The sequence below is a fragment of the Nocardia neocaledoniensis genome (genome assembly GCF_003182135.1).
In the GTDB taxonomy this organism is placed as follows: domain Bacteria; phylum Actinomycetota; class Actinomycetes; order Mycobacteriales; family Mycobacteriaceae; genus Nocardia; species Nocardia neocaledoniensis.
Window position 1 is genome coordinate 729,902 of record NZ_QGTL01000003.1, and the last position, 17,347, is coordinate 747,248.

19 protein-coding genes and 1 tRNA gene are annotated in these 17,347 nt (G+C 69.4%); 12 read left to right on the forward strand and 8 right to left on the reverse strand.

Features of this window, described 5'->3' with window-relative positions; translation table 11 throughout:
* Positions 1-52 precede the first annotated feature (52 nt).
* From purB to DFR69_RS11475, 3 genes are all read right to left on the reverse strand, one after another.
* Complete coding sequence (gene purB, locus DFR69_RS11465; RefSeq protein WP_110037423.1) at positions 53-1,474, reverse strand: adenylosuccinate lyase; 1,422 nt, start codon at positions 1,472-1,474, stop codon at positions 53-55.
* A gap of 6 nt (positions 1,475-1,480) precedes the next feature.
* The gene (locus tag DFR69_RS11470; RefSeq protein WP_110037424.1) at positions 1,481-2,134 is read right to left on the reverse strand and encodes a TetR/AcrR family transcriptional regulator; all 654 of its coding nucleotides are present in this window, start codon (positions 2,132-2,134) and stop codon (positions 1,481-1,483) included.
* A 155-nt stretch (positions 2,135-2,289) separates the two neighbouring features.
* Positions 2,290-3,405: a pyridoxal phosphate-dependent aminotransferase gene (locus tag DFR69_RS11475; protein WP_373866996.1), complete on the reverse strand. Its 1,116-nt coding sequence runs from the start codon at positions 3,403-3,405 to the stop codon at positions 2,290-2,292.
* 667 nt (positions 3,406-4,072) lie between these two features.
* Between DFR69_RS11475 and DFR69_RS11480 the strand changes: the two genes are divergently transcribed.
* Positions 4,073-5,080, forward strand: coding sequence for a M23 family metallopeptidase (locus DFR69_RS11480; protein ID WP_110037426.1), 1,008 nt, complete (start codon positions 4,073-4,075; stop codon positions 5,078-5,080).
* 33 nt (positions 5,081-5,113) lie between these two features.
* Here the strand turns inward: DFR69_RS11480 and DFR69_RS11485 are convergent, their stop codons facing one another.
* Both DFR69_RS11485 and purD read right to left on the reverse strand, forming a co-directional pair.
* Positions 5,114-5,728: a Uma2 family endonuclease gene (locus DFR69_RS11485; RefSeq protein ID WP_110037427.1), complete on the reverse strand. Its 615-nt coding sequence runs from the start codon at positions 5,726-5,728 to the stop codon at positions 5,114-5,116.
* 53 nt (positions 5,729-5,781) lie between these two features.
* Entirely contained in the window at positions 5,782-7,062 is a 1,281-nt protein-coding gene (purD, locus tag DFR69_RS11490; protein WP_110037591.1) for a phosphoribosylamine--glycine ligase, read from the reverse strand.
* A gap of 206 nt (positions 7,063-7,268) precedes the next feature.
* On the opposite strand from purD, the gene DFR69_RS11495 reads away from it, so the two are divergent.
* The 7 genes from DFR69_RS11495 (at position 7,269) to DFR69_RS11525 (ending at position 11,736) form a co-directional block, all read left to right on the forward strand.
* On the forward strand, positions 7,269-7,646 hold the full coding sequence (locus tag DFR69_RS11495) for a PH domain-containing protein (RefSeq protein ID WP_110037428.1): 378 nt from the start codon (positions 7,269-7,271) through the stop codon (positions 7,644-7,646).
* 14 nt (positions 7,647-7,660) lie between these two features.
* On the forward strand, positions 7,661-8,086 hold the full coding sequence (locus DFR69_RS11500; protein WP_110037429.1) for an HIT family protein: 426 nt from the start codon (positions 7,661-7,663) through the stop codon (positions 8,084-8,086).
* 72 nt (positions 8,087-8,158) lie between these two features.
* Positions 8,159-8,680, forward strand: coding sequence for a DUF3558 domain-containing protein (locus DFR69_RS11505; protein ID WP_110037430.1), 522 nt, complete (start codon positions 8,159-8,161; stop codon positions 8,678-8,680).
* A gap of 26 nt (positions 8,681-8,706) precedes the next feature.
* On the forward strand, positions 8,707-9,099 hold the full coding sequence (locus DFR69_RS11510) for a hypothetical protein (protein ID WP_146229254.1): 393 nt from the start codon (positions 8,707-8,709) through the stop codon (positions 9,097-9,099).
* Positions 9,100-9,113: 14 nt separating this feature from the next.
* A complete protein-coding gene (locus tag DFR69_RS35530; RefSeq protein WP_110037432.1) occupies positions 9,114-10,475 on the forward strand; it encodes a hypothetical protein in 1,362 nt (453 codons plus the stop codon).
* Positions 10,472-11,224, forward strand: a complete 753-nt coding sequence (locus DFR69_RS11520; RefSeq protein WP_110037433.1) for an ESX secretion-associated protein EspG — start codon at positions 10,472-10,474, stop codon at positions 11,222-11,224. The genes DFR69_RS35530 and DFR69_RS11520 overlap by 4 nt, the downstream gene beginning before the upstream one ends.
* A gap of 20 nt (positions 11,225-11,244) precedes the next feature.
* Positions 11,245-11,736, forward strand: coding sequence for a hypothetical protein (locus tag DFR69_RS11525; RefSeq protein ID WP_110037434.1), 492 nt, complete (start codon positions 11,245-11,247; stop codon positions 11,734-11,736).
* A gap of 68 nt (positions 11,737-11,804) precedes the next feature.
* Here the strand turns inward: DFR69_RS11525 and DFR69_RS11530 are convergent.
* The 3 genes from DFR69_RS11530 to DFR69_RS11540 all read right to left on the reverse strand — a co-directional run bounded on the left by DFR69_RS11530 (position 11,805) and on the right by DFR69_RS11540 (position 13,190).
* Positions 11,805-11,879 (reverse strand) — tRNA-Thr (locus DFR69_RS11530).
* 123 nt (positions 11,880-12,002) lie between these two features.
* Positions 12,003-12,239, reverse strand: a complete 237-nt coding sequence (locus tag DFR69_RS11535) for an MbtH family protein (protein WP_022565839.1) — start codon at positions 12,237-12,239, stop codon at positions 12,003-12,005.
* A 117-nt stretch (positions 12,240-12,356) separates the two neighbouring features.
* On the reverse strand, positions 12,357-13,190 hold the full coding sequence (locus DFR69_RS11540; RefSeq protein ID WP_110037435.1) for an alpha/beta fold hydrolase: 834 nt from the start codon (positions 13,188-13,190) through the stop codon (positions 12,357-12,359).
* A gap of 173 nt (positions 13,191-13,363) precedes the next feature.
* Between DFR69_RS11540 and DFR69_RS34420 the strand changes: the two genes are divergently transcribed.
* From DFR69_RS34420 to DFR69_RS11555, 4 genes are all read left to right on the forward strand, one after another.
* Positions 13,364-13,522: a hypothetical protein gene (locus DFR69_RS34420; protein ID WP_019044795.1), complete on the forward strand. Its 159-nt coding sequence runs from the start codon at positions 13,364-13,366 to the stop codon at positions 13,520-13,522.
* A 68-nt stretch (positions 13,523-13,590) separates the two neighbouring features.
* Complete coding sequence (locus tag DFR69_RS11545) at positions 13,591-15,126, forward strand: alpha,alpha-trehalose-phosphate synthase (UDP-forming) (protein WP_110037592.1); 1,536 nt, start codon at positions 13,591-13,593, stop codon at positions 15,124-15,126.
* Between the two features lie 66 nt (positions 15,127-15,192).
* A complete protein-coding gene (locus DFR69_RS11550) occupies positions 15,193-15,909 on the forward strand; it encodes a response regulator transcription factor (protein WP_167456230.1) in 717 nt (238 codons plus the stop codon).
* Complete coding sequence (locus DFR69_RS11555; protein WP_186817319.1) at positions 15,906-17,345, forward strand: sensor histidine kinase; 1,440 nt, start codon at positions 15,906-15,908, stop codon at positions 17,343-17,345. The genes DFR69_RS11550 and DFR69_RS11555 overlap by 4 nt, the downstream gene beginning before the upstream one ends.
* Positions 17,346-17,347 lie beyond the last annotated feature (2 nt).

The following is a 17,347-nucleotide window of genomic DNA, read 5'->3' on the forward strand; positions in this document are numbered from 1 at the left end:
ATGCCCGCGAGGCGCCGCGCCCTGACACGAATACCCGGACGCGGCACGGGGACTAGAGGATCGGCGACGGGGTGTAGCGCGCGGCCTCCGGGTTGGCCTCGACCAGCTTCTGCACCTGCGCGATCACCTCGGACACCTGATCCGACGCGGCGCCGATGAAGGCCGACTTGTCGGCCAGCGCGGCATCGAGCGCGGCGCGGTCCAGCGGCATCCGGTCGTCGGCGGCGAGCCGGTCCAGCAGATCCGGCTCGCGGCCCTGCTCGCGCATGGCCAGCGCCACCGCGACCGCGTGCTCCTTGATGACCTCGTGCGCGGTCTCGCGACCGACACCCGCGCGCACCGCCGCCATCAGGATGCGGGTGGTGGCCAGGAACGGCAGGTACCGGTCGAGCTCACGCGCGACCACGGCCGGGTAGGCGCCGAACTCGGCGAGCACGGTCAGGAACGTCTCGGTCTGGCCGTCGATGGCGAAGAACGCGTCGGGCAGCGCGACGCGGCGCACCACCGAGCAGAACACGTCGCCCTCGTTCCACTGCGCGCCGGCGAGTTCGGCCGCCATCGAGCTGTAGCCGCGCAGCACGACCTGCAGCCCGTTGACGCGCTCGCAGGAGCGGGTGTTCATCTTGTGCGGCATCGCCGACGAGCCGACCTGGCCGGGCTGGAAGCCCTCGGTGACCAGCTCGTGGCCCGCCATCAGCCGGATGGTGTGCGCGAACGAGGACGGGCCGGCGCCCAGCTGCACCAGCGCCGACAGCACGTCGTGATCGAGCGAGCGCGGGTACACCTGGCCGACGCTGGTGAACACGTTCGCGAAGCCGAGGTGGGTGGCCACCTGCTGCTCGAGGGCGGCCAGCTTGCCCGCGTCACCGTCGAGCAGGTCGAGCATGTCCTGGGCGGTGCCCATCGGGCCCTTGATCCCGCGCAGCGGGTAGCGATCGATCAGGTCGCGCAGCCGCGCGAGCGCGACCAGCACCTCGTCGGCGGCGGAGGCGAAGCGCTTGCCCAGCGTGGTGGCCTGCGCGGCGACATTGTGCGAGCGACCCGCCATCACCAGCGCCTGGTACTCGGCGGCCCGCTCGGCCAGCCGGGCGGCGGTGGCCACGCCGTGGTCGTAGACGTGCTCGAGCGAGAGCCGGATCTGCAGCTGCTCGACGTTCTCGGTGAGGTCGCGGCTGGTCATGCCCTTGTGCACGTGCTCGTGCCCGGCCAGCGCGTTGAACTCCTCGATCCGCGCCTTCACGTCGTGGCGGGTGACCCGCTCGCGTTCGGCGATCGAGGCCAGGTCGACGTGGGCGATCACGCGCTCGTAGTCCTCGATCACCCCCGCGGGGACGTCGATGCCGAGCGCGGCCTGCGCCCGCAGCACCTCGAGCCACAGCCGGCGCTCGAGCACGATCTTGTTCTCGGGCGACCAGAGCGCGACGAGCTCCGGGCTGGCGTAACGAGTGGCGAGGACGTTCGGGACAAGGCTCACGAACGCTCAGTCTAATTGGCGCGCGCGTTCCAGCTGCTGGGGCATCATGTTCGGCACGACGGGCGGGGCGACGATGTCGATCATCTCCAGCAGACCGGCCCGTGCGGGGCGGCGCGGTTCGGGATGACCCTCTATCAGCGCGGCCACGACGGCGCCGTCGACGACGGCGACCAGGCGGCGCAACTGCTCGGGGCGCACCACTCGATCGGAGCGGCGCAGCACGTCGGCGAGCAGTTCTTCGAGCTGGGTGCGTAGTCGGAGCTGGACCTCGCGTAACTCGGGGTGCCGCGCCGAGGCCACGGAACGCTCGTAGCGGGCGATCAGCTGCCCCCTGGCGTCCAGATCGCCGTCGTCGGGGCCGACGAGCAGGTCGAGGACGAGGTCGACCGTCGCCTCGGAGCCGCGACGGCGGTGGCTCACCTCACCGACCCGGCGGCGCATGGCGTCGAGTTCGATCGCGCCGCTGAACTCCACGGCGCGGGCGATCAGATCTTCCAGGGACTCGAAGTAGTAGGTGGTCGAGGCGAGCGGAAGATCGGCTCGCGACGCCACCGAGCGATGTCGCACCGCGTCGAAGCCGCCTTCGAGCAACAGTTCAGCCGCCGCCGCCACCAGGGCCTGGCGACGTCGTTCGCCTTTCGGGGTCGTCGCGGTGGTCACCGTGCCATCGTGCCAGTCATCATCAGTTCAACCGTGCGCAATCGTCATCGGGGAAACGCGGGAAATCGGGATAACTGAGTTTTACCGCATCCCGGCAAAGATGTGTTCGTACTAGGCAAAGTTGTTGTCGCACATCACTGTTGAGTCCAGACTGGTCAGTCCTTCAGGAACCTTCCCAACCGGTCAAGTGCTGCGGCGATGTCGTCGGTGGCGCCCGCGAAGGAGAAGCGAATCGTGCGAATGCCGTGCACGGTGTCGAAGTCGAGTCCGGGCGCCAGCGCGACGCCGGTCTCGGCGAGCACGCGCTCACACCAGGCCAGTGAGTCATTGGTCAAGTGACCGATATCGGCGTAGGCGTAGAAGGCGCCGTCGGCGGGCGCGAGGTCGGTGATCCCGATGCTCGGCAGACCCTCCAGCAACAGTGCCCGGTTGCGCGCGTAGCGGCGCACGTGGCCGTCCAGCTCATCCTTGGCTTCCGGTCCGAAAGCGTGGATCGCCGCGTACTGGGAGATGGCGGGCGGGCACACGGTCATGTTCGAGGCCAGCCGCTGCAGGGCGGGCCGCAGGTCGGCGGGCGCGAGCATCCAGCCCAGCCGCCAGCCTGTCATCGAGAAGTACTTCGAGACCGAGCCGATCACCACCGCGTCGCGGGAGAACTCCCAGGCCGAGGCGGTCGGGGTCGAGTCGCCGAAGGTGATGCCGTGGTAGATCTCGTCGGAGATCAGCAGCGTGCCGTTCGCCTCACACCAGCGGGCCAGCGCGGCCAGCTCGGCCGGGTCGATCATGGTGCCGGTCGGGTTCGCCGGGCTCGCCACCACCAGGCCCGCGGGCGGTTCCGGCAGGGCCTCGAGCATGGCGACGGTCGGCTGGAAGCGGGTCTGCGGGCCGCAGTCGAGCTCGACGACCGTGCAGCCGAGGGCGGTGAGGGTGTTGCGGTAGGCCGGGTAGCCGGGCCTGGCCACCACGACGGTGTCGCCCGCGTCGAAGGCGGCCAGGAAGATCAGCGTGAACGCGCCGGAGGAACCGGTGGTGACCACGACCTCGTCCGGGTGCACGTCGTAGCCGTAGGTCTCGCTGTGATGGCCCGCGATGGCCTCGCGCAGCGGCAGGATGCCGAAGGTCTCGGTGTAGCCGAGCAGCTCGTGGTCGATCGCGGCCCTGGTGGCGCGCAGCACGGGCGCGGGCGCCTGCGTCGAGGGCTGGCCCGCCGCGAGGACAAGCACGTCACCGTGCGTTCTGGCCCGCTCGGCCGCAGCCTTCCACACGTCCATGACGTAGAAGGGGGGAATGGTCGACCGGCGCGATTGTCTGGACACCCCGAAAACGGTAGAGCACCCGGATGCGGGCGTTCACCGATATGGTCGGCACAATGGCTCCGACAGCGAATACGCAGCCACCGACGCAGCAGGCGAGGCCGCGTCGGGGCCGGGGCGCGGGGGCAGCATGGAGTGGGTGAAGACGGCGCGAGGGCGACGACGGACGTCGACGGTCGATACCGCGTCGGCCGACGACACGACCTCCGGCGCCGCAGCGGACCGGACATCGTCCGCGCCCACCACTGACACCGCCGCGATCCCCGCGGCAGACCCGTCGTCGCCTGTGAGTTCAGCCGACACCGAGCGCGACGCGGTCTCGCGCGTCGGCCGCGACGAACCAGCTGCGGCGGATGACGCAGATGCAGTCACCGCTGCCGCCGCCGCTGACAGCTCCACAACCACCGCTGCCGCTGCCTTCGCCGACAGCTCGACAGCCACCGCGGCCGCGGCCGACCGCCCCACAACCACTGCTGACGCTGCCGTCACCGACAGCTCGACAGCCACCGCTACCGCGGCCGACCGCCCCACAGCCAGTGCCACCGCTGCCGCTGCCACTGATGCTGATGCTGACGCTGACGCTGACGCTGACGCTGACGACAGCTCTACAGCCGCTGACGCCGCGATGGGCGATCGTGTGGCTCGGCGCCGGGTTTTCACCGCCAACGGCCATATCCTGCAGGCGGATTGGCGCTCACAGCTGCGGCCAGAAATCGGCGTCAGGGACCGGGTGCGTGGCTGGACCGCGGCGCATCCCGTGGTCGGCGAGATCGCGGACGAGCTGCGCGCGGGCGAGGTGCGCAAAGTCTTCTGGCTACGCCCCAAGGCACTCGCCGAGACGCTGTGGGAGCGGCGGCCGAGCCGGGACCGCGTGCGCCAGGTGCTCATCGAACGGCGGGTGCTGATCGCCGGCGTCGCGATCGTCGCGGTGTTCGTCGCCGCCGACGCCCAGCGCGCCGACGTGCCGAGCGACCGCCCCGTGGCATTGGGCGAGGCCCAGCACGTCGCCATCGCCTACACCCCGCAGCTGCTGCCGAACCCACAGTCGTCGAGTCGGCTGCTCGCCGCCATCGCCGCGGGTGAGAAGCGGCGTGAGGCCGCCGTGGTCGCCGCGGCGGCCCGCGCGACGCTGGAACGCGCCAAGGCCGAGGCCGCGGCTGCCGCCTCGGGCGAATGGCAGGACTGGATGGGTCAGCGCGCCCCGGTGGTCCCCGGCGTGATGGTGCCGGGCTCGACCCCCTCCGGCGGCGGCTTCAGCTTGCCCGCCAAGGGCGCGTTCACCTCGGGCTTCGGCTCCCGCTGGGGCACCATGCACCGCGGCATCGACATCGCCGCCCCCATCGGCAGCCCCATCTACGCCGTCGCCGACGGCACCGTCGTCGAGGCGGGCCCGGCCCAGGGCTTCGGCCTGTGGGTCCGCATCCGCCACGACGACGGCACCATCAGCATCTACGGCCACATGTACGACTTCTTCGTCTCGCAGGGCGAACGCGTCCCCGCCGGCATGCAGATCGCCCGCATCGGCAACCGCGGCGACTCCACCGGCCCCCACCTGCACTTCGAGATCGTCCAGAACGGCCAACACGTCGACCCCCAGGCCTGGCTGGCCCTACACGGCCTCAGCCTGACCTGAGGTTCGCGGCGAGCGACCCCGCCGGCATGCTGTTCAACGGCGTCGCGGCAGCCGGCTCTGCAAGTCGTTGAAAGTCACTGCGAGAGCCACCGGGCTGGTCAGCACGAGGGCATCGGTATGGGTGTGCCGAGTGACGTACCGCCGGCCGGACCAGTCCAGACGGCACTCCTCGATTTCGGTGATCTGCTGCCAGTCCTTGTCGAAATGCACGATGAGATACACCGGGATACCTGCGCGAGCATACAACTCGCGCTTGATGCCGATATCAGCGTCGACTGTCCCCTCGGAGGTGATCTCGGCGACCAAGAGCGTCTCCCCGGCCACGGTCTGTACGTCGTAACCGCCTGCACTGCAATCGCGAAGCATGACGTCTGGATAGCGGACCCGCAGGCGATGGGTGGCGTCGGATGTCTCGCTGTCGGCGAGTCGCACCGGGGTATCGCTGTGCACTTCGCGGCAGGGCCCATCCGGGTCCACGGCGTATTCCAGTGCTGCTGCGAGTCGGCGAACAACCAGATCGTGCTCGGGCGACTGCGCCATGCACTCGATGAGCACGCCGTCGTGGATATCACCGAACTCTTCGGGAGCCCCCGCCAAGAACTCCTCGACGGTGACCACCCGGGCGGAGTTCTCGCGTGGTGCCGACATGGGCTCAGCCTACGTGAGTGCTGACTGACCCTCTACGACCTGATCGCAGGCTCCTACTCGGCCGCGACCGCCCGTTCGGGGATGACGACCTCGGTGGCGCCGATGTCGGTGCGGAAATGGCTGCCGGGCAGCTTGATCTGGGCCAGCCGGGCGTAGGCGCGTTCCCTGGCCTGGGCGAGGTCGGCGCCGACGCCGACGACGTTGAGGACGCGGCCGCCCGCGGAGACCAGGGCCTTGTCCTCGCGCTGGCCGGTGCCCGCGTGCAGGACGAGGGTGTCGCCGTCGAGGTTGTCCTCGGCGCCGGTGATCACGTCGCCGGTGCGCGGGCGGGCCGGGTAGTTCTCGGCGGCGAGGACGACGGTGATCGCGGCGCCGTCCTTCCAGCGCGGCGGCTCGACCTCGGCCAGGCGGCCGGTGGCGGTGGCGTGCAGCAGTTCGGCGAAGGGGCTGTCGAGCAGGGCCAGCACGGCCTGGGTCTCGGGATCGCCGAAGCGGCAATTGAATTCGACGACGGCGGGCCCGTTCGACCCGACCGCGAGCCCGGCATACAGCAGGCCGGAGAACGCGCTGCCCCGGCGCACCAACTCGGCCGCGACCGGCTTCACCACGTCCTCGACGATCTCGGTCAGCGTCTCGGCGGGCAGCCACGGCAGCGGGGTGTAGGCGCCCATGCCGCCGGTGTTGGGGCCGGAGTCGCCGTCGCCGACGCGCTTGTGGTCCTGCGCCGGCAGCAGCGGGACGACGGTCTCGCCGTCGACCAGACAGAACAGCGACACCTCGGGCCCGTCCAGGAACGATTCCAGCAGCACCGGATGCCCCTGTTCGAGCAGCTCGGCGCCGTGATCGCGGGCCGCGCGCCGATCGGCGGTCACCACGACGCCCTTGCCTGCGGCCAAGCCGTCGTCCTTGACCACCCAGGTCGGGCCGAAGCGGTCCAGGGCCGCGTCCAGGTCGGCGGGGTTGTCGACGATCTCGCTGTGCGCGGTCCGAACACCCGCCGCCGCCATCACGTCCTTGGCGAACGCCTTCGACCCCTCGATCCTGGCCGCGTCGGCGGACGGGCCGAACACGGGGAAGCCGGCCGCGCGCACGGCGTCGGCGATGCCGAGCACCAGCGGCACCTCGGGCCCGATCACCACGAGGTCGGCGGCCACATCGGTCGCCAGCGCCACGACGGCCTCGGCCGAGCAGGGGTCGACCTGGCGTAGTTCGGCCTGCTGGCCGATGCCGGGATTGCCGGGGGCCGCGATCACCGCCGTCACCGACGGATCCCGGCGCAGCGCCAGGACGAGGGCATGTTCACGGGCTCCGGAACCGATGACGAGTACGCGCACGGTCACAGATTAGTCGCGCACTTCGCACGCACTTCGCACGCCCCGGCCTGCCATCGAGTCGCAATATCCGGTGGCGGTGACCACGGTTCCCCTCCCCCGGCCCGTACCGGGAATTCACCCGCGCAGGCCCCCCCGCGACGGGTTCGCTTGGGGGACAATGGGGTCGGCGGCACCACACCGCCGGGAACGGGCGAGGGGAGAACGTCATGGGTCTGCTCGACGGGATGATGGGCAACGCGGGTCGCATCGACCCGGCCGCCGCCCAGCAGGAGTACGCCAAGCTGTTCGGGCAGGGTGAGCAGGTGTATTCGGCGTTCATCCTGGTGCGCGACGCGATGCTGTTCACCAATCGGCGCCTGATCCTGGTCGACAAACAGGGCGTCACCGGGCGCAAGGTGAGTTACCACAGCATCCCGTACCGCTCGATCACCCATTTCGCCGTCGAGACCGCGGGCACCTTCGACCTCGACGCCGAGCTCTACATCTGGATCGGCAGCGGCAACGAGCCAGTCAAGCAGCGGTTCAACCGGCAGGTCGACATCTACGAGGTGCAGGGCATCCTGTCGCATTTCGTCGGCATCTAGTTAGGCTCGCGGCTATGGCATCCGTCTTCAGCGCGATCATCGCAGGACAGCTCCCCGGCCGCTTCGTCTGGACCGACGACGAATTCGTCGCCTTCCTCACCATCGCCCCCGTCACCCAGGGCCACACCCTCATCGTGCCGCGCGCCGAGATCGACCAGTGGCAGGACGTCGACCCCGCCGTCATGGCCAGGATGACGGGCCTCGCCCAGACCATCGGCCAGGCCGTCCGCCTCGCTTTCGACGCCCCCCGCGCCGGCCTGCTCATCGCCGGCCTGGAGGTCCCCCACCTGCACACCCACGTCTTCCCGGCCTACACCATGGGCGACTTCGACATCTCCGGCGCCGACACCGACCCCTCCCCCGAATCCCTCGACGAGGCCCAGTCCAAGATCAAGGCCGCCCTCCGCACCCTCGGCCACGAAGCCAACGTCCCGGCCTGAGCCGGGCGGGAACCGAACCGGCCCCGGCCGCGTCAAAGACTATTGAGTGGGTTGCGCGGAAAGGGAGAGACGATGCGACTGATCGGGTTGGCCGTCGGGGCCTGCGCCGTGCTGGTGCTCGCGGGGTGCTCCGAGGAGGGCGGTGGGCAGGCCGAGGTCAGTGGGGCGCCGTTGACGAAGGAGCAGTTGTTCGATCCGTGCACGGTGCCGGAGGGGGCGTTGGTCGCGGCGGGGGCCGATCCGGCGTCGAAGGACGACAATCCGTTCACTGTCGGTCGCGAGGACTGGAAAGGGTGCGACTGGTCGGCTGGCGGACACTACATCGGCCTGATCTCGACCACCCACACGCTCGATGAGTTCCGCGCGAACGACCGCTTCAGCGAATTCCGCGATGTGACGATCGGTGACCGTCGCGCGCTTCAGCACTACGTCGGTTCGCAAACCCCGCCGAACGAATGCCAGGTCACCTTCGACACGAGTCGGGGCCGCGTCTCGGTGTCGGCGATGAGATTCCTCAGCGACAAATCGACGACCGATCCATGCGAGTGGGCCGCCGCGGCGGCACCGCACTTCATGGCGTACCTGCCGCAATAGTCGAGAGGATTCGAGAGGAGAGGGCAGTGGCAGCACCGAATATCTTGGCTCAGCAGTTTCAGACTCTGGCGAGCGAGGCGGCTGCGGGCCGTCTCATCATCGAGGTGGACGCGGCTGAACGCTGCGCGAAGCTGTGCGAGGACTACATCACCGACCTGAACGGGCTCGCCCGGCGGACTCAGCGCATGGTCACCGTCGATTCGTTCGGCGACCTCAACTCCGCGAAAGAACTCGCCAAGAAGTTCGCCAACCTGGCCGAAGGCGGCGAGGGTTCCGGTTCGTACTTCGATGCCGCCCGCCAGCACATCGAAATCCTCACCCAAATGGCCGACATGTACCGCAAAGCCGGTGCGGCGTACAAGAACTGCGACGAAGCGACGCAACTGGCCATCAAGCAGCAGACGACCACGCTCGACTGACCTCAGGGGGAGACATGTCGCTCGGAGAGTTCCTGTCGGATCTCGCGAATCCGCGGACCACCATCCCGACGCTGGCCGGTCGCGTCGGTGAGCTGTTCGATTCCGATGTCAGCGCCACCGATTCGGAGCTGACCGCGCAGGCCGACGGTAATCGGGAACGGGCCGATCTCTACGCCGCCAACAGCGCGCTGACCGCCGGGTTCACCGGTGAATATGATCCGCAGCGGCTCGGCGGCGTGATGGAGAGCTTCCATGACATGTCGCACGCGCGGATCAGGCAGTTCGTCGAGTCGATCGACATCACCCAGATGAGCACCAGCATCCAGGGCTGGACCCAGCTCGCCGACGACACCACCGCCAAGGCCACCGCCTTCCACGACAACATCCAGAAGGAGATGGAGCGCGGGTGGGCGGGCGCCGCGGCGACCCAGGCGCTGGCGAGCACCAAGCAGTATCTGGCCGATATCCACAAGGTGGATCAGGCGGCGCGGCTCATCGCCAACAAGATGGCGGAGGCGCGGTCCGGGTTCCAGCAGGTGAAGTATTCGGTGCCGCACGAGTCGGAGAGTCAGTCCGACACCAAGATGGGCGTGATCGTGCAGATCCTGTCGCCGATGTCGGGGTTGGCGATGGACAGCGCGAGCACCGCGCGCGCCGAAGCCGCGCAGGCCGCGGCGCGCGAGGTGATGAACACCGTCTACCGGCCGGTCGCGCTGCAATCCGACACCCAGGTCCCGAAGGTGCCCGCGCCGACGAAGCCGCAGTCCGGCAACCCGGCCGACGACGGCACCACCTACCGGCCCACCGGCAACGGCGCGACCGACGGCACCACGACCGGCACGAACGGCGTGACCGATCCCGGCGATACGACGCCCGCCACCACCCCGACCGACCCGACGACGGCCACTCCGGACGACACCACCGACGACACCTCGACAACGGCCGACCCCGAGACGACCGAGAACCCCGACACCACCTCGCCCGCCGCGACGGATCCCGACAGCACCGCGCCGGCCGCCACCACACTGACCGGCACACCCGGCGGCTCTCCCGGCAGCGGCTCTCCCGGCGGTGGCACCCCGGGAGGCGGCGGCACGAGCGGCGGAGGCGGGAACCCGAGCGCGCCCGGCACAGGTACAGCCGTGCCCGGTGCCGGTGCCCAGAACCCCCAACGCGGCGGCACCGCGAGCACCCCCGGCACCGGGGCAGCGGGCCGTGCGGGCACGGGTGGCATGGGCGGAATGGCACCCGGCGCCCGCGGCGGCAAGGACGACGAGGACGAGCACAAGGCCCCCGACTACCTGCGCGGTGTGCACGAGGAACTGCTCGGCCCCGACCGCCCGCACGTTCCGCCGGTGATCGGCGGCGACGCATGACCGACGCCTGGGAACTGACCCCGTTCGAATTCTGGGTCGCCTGGGAAACACTCGGCCGCGACCGGATGCCGTGGCCGCTCACCTTCACCTCGGGCGTGGAAACCCAGGACGAGTTCGATCAGGAGTGCCGCTACGCCGCGGATTCGCTGATCGCCAAGATCGGCGCCGACGAAGCGCTCTATCACGCGCTGCACGCGCTGGCCCACCCCGAAATCCGCGTGGAGCTGTTCGGGCATCGGTTCGACGGCCGCACGCGCATGGTCCGCGCCTGTGCGGTCACCGAGGCGGGCAACGGTGTCGTCGCCGCGCAGCTCCCGGGCGCCGAATACGGCCGGGGCGGCAACATCCTGATCTATCTGCGGCCGGCGAAGACCGTCACCCAACGCCTGATCGCGGTCCTGCCCTCGATCCCGCCGGGCAAGCATCAAGGCTTCAACGTCCACCGCGACGAGCTGACCGAACCCCAGACTCCGGGCTCCCGCCGCACTCCCGGCGAGCTGGCCACCCGCTTCCTGAAGCGCCCGTTCCGCACCTACGCAGAATTCCGCGTCGACCTCGGCCCCGCCCTCGACGGCTGGAAGGAGGGCGGCACGCGCCTGCAGATCGTCGACTACATCGACGACGGCCGCTACCTGTTCCGCGAGGGCGAACGCGTCGAAGCCTTCCCCGTCACCACACCCCGCCTCGCCGCCGAACTACACCATCTCATCACTCAGGCCACCGCCCGCACCCGCGAAACCGCCTGGTGAAACCAGAATTGGGGGGGACCATGTCGAACACCGCCGAACCGAAGCGGACACCATTCCTGATCTATCTGTTGATCGCCGTCCTCGGGTTCTGCCTCGGTTCGGCGACGCTGTTCTTCGTCAGCCAACCGATCAACGTCGTCGCGTACTGGCTCGGTTACGGCGAAGCCCGGCAGGTCGTCGTCACCGAGGGTTCGTCGGGTTTCAGCCTCGGCCGAGGTGATCCGGGCGAGGGCCGGGTCGTGGCCGACAACAGCACGGTTCGCCTGTACGGCGTGCGTCACGGCGAAACAGTCACCGCCCGAGAGCGTTTGATCGACGTCGGCGCCAATTCCTACGCCTTCCACAGCCCCCTGTCGGCAGCCGCGGACCTCCTGTACCTGATCCCCACCGTGCTCTTCGGCTTCCCGTTCGTCCTGCTCGTGCTCGGCGTGGTCGCCCCGAACCGCCTGCGCGGAATCACCGAGCGGCTCAACAAACGCTCCGGCAACACCCAGGGCTCGACGCAGGCGTGAATTTCGCCGACTGGGTCGGTTCCTGGGTAAAGCACGAAACCCGATCCGCGGTGGCGGATCGGGTTCGGTGGAGCCCCCTGTCAGGATTGAACTGACGACCTTCGCTTTACAAGAGCGGTGCTCTACCACTGAGCTAAGGAGGCGGGTGGGTGCGGCCCCGGAGGGCAGCGACCATCATAGCGGGGCGCGGCGGTCGCGTGGCATCGGTAGGAGCCACGCGACCGCGCGCTCAGCTGGGGTCCCGGCGCAGTATCGGTGGTTACTGCTCAGGACTGGGCGCGGGCCGCATCGTCGGCGGCCATCGCGTCGCGCAGGCTCTTGGGACGCATATCGGTCCAGTTCTTCTCGACGTATTCGACGCACGCGGCCCGGCTCTCTTCGCCGAACACGACACGCCAACCCGCCGGGACCTCCGCGAACGCGGGCCACAGGGAGTGCTGCTCTTCGTCGTTGACCAGAACGAAGAAGCGGCCGTCCTCGTCGTCGAAGGGGTTGGTGCTCAATTTCACCTCACTGGATACTGGCGCTGTGTACGGGATCGCTCCGAGTGCGTACCCGGGCGTTGTGTCGACACTAGCAAGGCTGACGTTACGCGTTGGTGGTTACCTCAGCCTGAGCTGTCAAGCCGCGAAGAAATCGAGGAGGATCTTGTTGACCGCCTCGGGACGTTCCAGGTAGCCGTAGTGGCCGGTGTCGGGGATCTCCTGGTACCGGGCGCCGGGGATGGCGTCGGCGACCTCCCGCGACAGGTAAGGCGGGATCATTCTGTCATCGGCGAAGCCGATTGCCAAGCACGGCACCGTGATCGCGCGGTAGGCGGCCACCCGGTCGAACTCGTGGTCCATCGCCCGCTGGGCCCGGATACCAGGGGTGGCGGTGCCGCCGGTGAACTCGAACAGGTCGAGCCAGTCGCGGGCCGCGTTGGTGTCGGCCATGGTGGCCGGTGACAGATTCATCACCGCGGTCAGCGCCGCCTCGAATTTGGGCGGCAGCTTCACCCCGGCGGCGTCGAGATCCTGCTCACCGGCCGAGAGGGTCTTCTGGAACTGGTCGAGCCTGCCGTGCCCGGCCATGAAGACGGCCTTGCGCACCAGGTCGGGGCGGGCCAGCGCCAGCTCCTGAGCGACCCGCGCGCCCATCGAGGTGCCCGCGACCAGGGCCGGACCCTCGTCGAGGAACTCGATCAGCGCGGCCGTGTCGGCGACCAGTTCCTCGATCCGGATGCCGCCCGCGCCCTCGTAAGACGGCGCGATACCCCGGTTGTCGAAGACGCAGACGCGGTACCCGGCCGCGACCAGGGCGGGCACCTGATGCAGCTCCCATACCCGACCCGGCGACCCGGTGCCCATGATCAACACCACCAGCGGACCGCCGCCCTTGACGTCGGTGCCCTTGGTACGGTCGCCCTTGACCTGATAGTTCAGTGCGATGCCGTTCACCGTGGCCAGTGGCATGAAACAAAACCTCTCTGCGGGGTCGAACTCTCCGATGCCCACGGTAACGGGACCGCCTCGACACTGCACCGGGGTGGGGTGATCGGGTCGGGAGTTCATCGGCCGTGCACCGGCGACCGATAGTATTGACTACTCGCACGCAGAGCGTTTGGAAACCGGGAGGACGTACCACTATGGCCGCCAAGAGCAGCGCCAACGACATCGCCGACGACGAGCTCGAGCCACTGGCCGACGAGACCGCTCGCCAGGCACAGCGCGTCGTCGCGGCGTATGCCGAAGACGCCGACGAGTGCCGGATGCTGCTGTCGATGCTCGGCATCGGCCCCAGCTGACCCTTCCCGACTACCACAACCTCAAAGCGGGACCCTGCGACGCACAAAGGATTGCGTGAGTGGACCAGATGATCGATAAACAGTCCAACGACCGTCCGTCCGAGAACAGCGAATCCGTCGCGCCCGCACCGAGCGGTGCGGGTTCGGGCTTCGTGGTCGTCGCCAACCGGCTGCCGGTCGACCTCGAGCGCCTGCCCGACGGGACGACCCGCTGGAAGCGCAGCCCCGGCGGGCTGGTGACCGCGCTGGAGCCGGTCCTGCGCAGCAACAAGGGGGCCTGGGTCGGCTGGGCCGGCGTTCCGGACGTCGAGGTCCAGCCGATCATCGAGGACGGACTGGAACTGCATCCGGTGCCGCTGACGGCGCAGGAGGTCGAGGACTACTACGAGGGGTTCTCCAACGGCACGCTGTGGCCGCTGTACCACGACGTGATCGTGCGCCCGGTGTACGACCGAGCCTGGTGGGCCGCTTATGTCGAGGTCAACCGGCGTTTCGCCGAGGAGACCGCGAAAGTGGCCGCCGAGGGCGCGACGGTCTGGGTGCAGGACTACCAGCTGCAGCTGGTGCCGAAGATGCTGCGGATGCTGCGCCCCGACCTCACCATCGGCTTCTTCCTGCACATCCCGTTCCCGCCGGTGGAGCTGTTCATGCAGATGCCGTGGCGGACCGAGATCGTCGAGGGCCTGCTCGGCGCCGACCTGATCGGCTTCCACCTCCCCGGCGGCGCGCAGAACTTCCTCTACCTGGCCCGCAGGCTGGCCGGTCAGCCCACTTCACGCGGCACCATCGGCGTGCGCTCCAAGCTGGGCGTGGTGCAGGTCGGCTTCCGCACGGTGCGGGTGGGCGCGTTCCCGATCTCGATCGACTCCGCCGAGCTGGACGAGCACTCGCGGCGCCGATCGGTGCGCGAGCGGGCGGCCAAGATCCGCGCCGAGCTGGGCAATCCGAAGAACATCATGCTCGGCGTCGACCGCCTCGACTACACCAAGGGCATCGACATCCGCCTCAACGCGCTGCAGGAACTCCTCGAGGAAGGCCGGGTCGACCCCGCCGACACGGTGATGGTGCAGCTGGCCACGCCGAGCCGCGAGCGCGTGCAGAGCTACATCAAGATGCGCGGCGACATCGAGCGTCAGGTGGGCCGGATCAACGGTGAGTTCGCCCGCGTCGGCTACCCGGTGGTGCACTACCTGCATCGCCCGATCCCCCGCGACGAACTGATCGCCTTCTTCGTCGCCGCCGACGCCATGCTGGTGACGCCGCTGCGCGACGGCATGAACCTGGTCGCCAAGGAGTACGTGGCCTGCCACAGCGACCTCAACGGCGCCCTGGTGCTGAGCGAGTTCACCGGCGCGGCGGCCGAGCTGCGCCAGTCCTACCTGTGCAATCCGCACGACCTGGACAGCGTGAAGGACGCCATCGTGGGCGCGCTCGACGACGAGCGCGACACCAAGCGCCGCCGGATGCGCTCGATGCGCCGCCAGGTGCTCACCCACGATGTCGAGCGCTGGGCGCGGGCCTTCCTGGATTCGCTCTCGCACGGCAACATCGCCGGATCCGCCCTGCTCAGCGAGGACTCCGACGTCTTCGGCGAATCGCGCTGACGGCACACAGCAACCTCACAGCCATGGTCCAGCCACCTCCCAGCGGGGTGGTGGACCATGGGTGGCATGAGCGGTCTGTCTGAAGCACCCGAGGCGCGGGTGCTCGTCGTCGACGACGAACCGATGATCGTGGAACTGTTGGCGGTGAGCCTGCGCTACCAGGGGTTCGAGGTGGCCACGGCCGCCGACGGCGCCGAGGGCCTGGACAAGGCGCGCTCGTTCCGTCCGCAGGCGCTCATCGTCGACGTGATGATGCCCGGCATGGACGGCTTCGGCCTGCTGCGCCGGCTGCGCGCCGACGGCATCGACGCGCCGGTGCTGTTCCTGACCGCGCGCGACGAGGTCGAGGACAAGATCACCGGGCTCACCCTCGGCGCCGACGACTACGTCACCAAGCCGTTCAGCCTCGAGGAGGTGGTGGCCCGGCTGCGGGTGATCCTGCGCCGTTCCGGCCAGGCCGCCGAGGCGCCCGCGAACACCCGGCTGCGCTTCGCCGACATCGAACTCGACGACGACACCCACGAGGTGTGGAAAGCGGGCGAGCCGGTCGCCCTGTCCCCCACCGAGTTCACGCTGCTGCGCTACTTCATGGTGAACGCGGGCAGCGTGCTGAGCAAGCCCCGCATCCTGGATCACGTGTGGCGCTACGACTTCGGCGGAGAGGTCGGCGTGGTGGAAACCTATGTCTCCTACCTGCGCAAGAAGGTCGACACCGGCGAGCAGCGGCTGATCCACACGCTGCGCGGTGTCGGATACGTCATGCGGGAACCCGTGTCGCGGTGAGAACCGGCCTGCGCGAACGACTTTCGGCGGTTCCGCTGCGGGTGACGCTCGTCCTCGTACTGGTCCTGATGGCCGGATTCGGCTTGGTCGCTTCGGGTTTCGTGGTGACGAAGGCGATGGAGAACTCGCTGCTGAACCGCACCGATCAGCAGCTGACCGACGCCGCGGTCGAGTGGGAGCGCCGTGTGGGGCTACCCGCCCCGCCGCTGCCCGCGCCCGACCGGCAACCGCCGAGCCGCTACTACCTGCACGCCGAGAGCTCCGACGGCACACGGAACGTCACCTTGGACAATGTCTTCGGCACCGGTGCCAAGCCCGCGCTCCCCGACCCGCCCGCGCTCCAGCCGGTCACCGTCGGCTCCGCGGGCGACTCGACGGAACAGTGGCGAGTGCTGACCGTCGTCGGCAAGCACGCCTCCGCCACCGTCGCCCTGCCACTCACGGAGAACCTCGAGACCGTGCGGAATCTCGTCGTGCTGCAACTCGTGGTCGGCGCGATCGTGTTGACGGCGCTGGCGATCGGCGCCTACTTCGTCGTCCGCGGGAGCCTGCGTCCGCTGCGCCGGGTCGAGGCCACGGCGGCGGCGATCGCGGGCGGCGAACTGCACCACCGGATCCCGGTGCGCGGCAACGACACCGAGGTCGACCGGCTCTCGCGCTCGCTCAACAGCATGCTCACCCAGATCCAGCAGGCCTTCGCCGCCACCGAGGCCTCCGAGTCCGCCGCGCGCGAATCCGAGGCGCGCATGCGACGCTTCGTCGCCGACGCCAGCCACGAACTGCGCACCCCGCTCACCACCATCCGCGGTTTCGCCGAGCTGTACCGCCAGGGCGCGACCGACGATCCAGCGCTGTTCATGAACCGCATCGAGCACGAGGCACAGCGGATGGGCCTGCTGGTGGAAGACCTGCTGATGCTGGCCAGACTGGACGCGCAACGCCCCGTCGACCTGCGGCCGGTCGACCTGCTCGCCCTCGCGGGCGACGCGGTGCACAGCGCCCGCGCGGTCGAGGCCGCAGCCGGAGAGCACCGCCCGATCACCCTCGAGATCGCCGAGGGCACCGGCACCCTGGAAATCCTCGGTGACGAACACCGTCTCCGCCAGATCCTCACAAACCTGCTCAACAACGCCCGCACGCACACCCCGGACGGCACGACGATCACCGTCCGGCTCACCCCCGCCGCCGACGAGGTGCGCCTGGAGGTCGCCGACACCGGCCCCGGCCTGAGTCCCGAGGAATCCGCCCGGATCTTCGAGCGGTTCTACCGCGCCGACACCTCACGCGCCCGCAGCAGCGGCGGCACCGGCCTCGGCCTGTCCATCGTGGCCGCGCTGGTGGCGGCCCACCAGGGCACGGTCGAGGTCACGCGGACACCGGGCGGCGGCGCGACCTTCGTGGTGCGGCTCCCCAGGAACGACCGCGGCCCGGCCTGAAC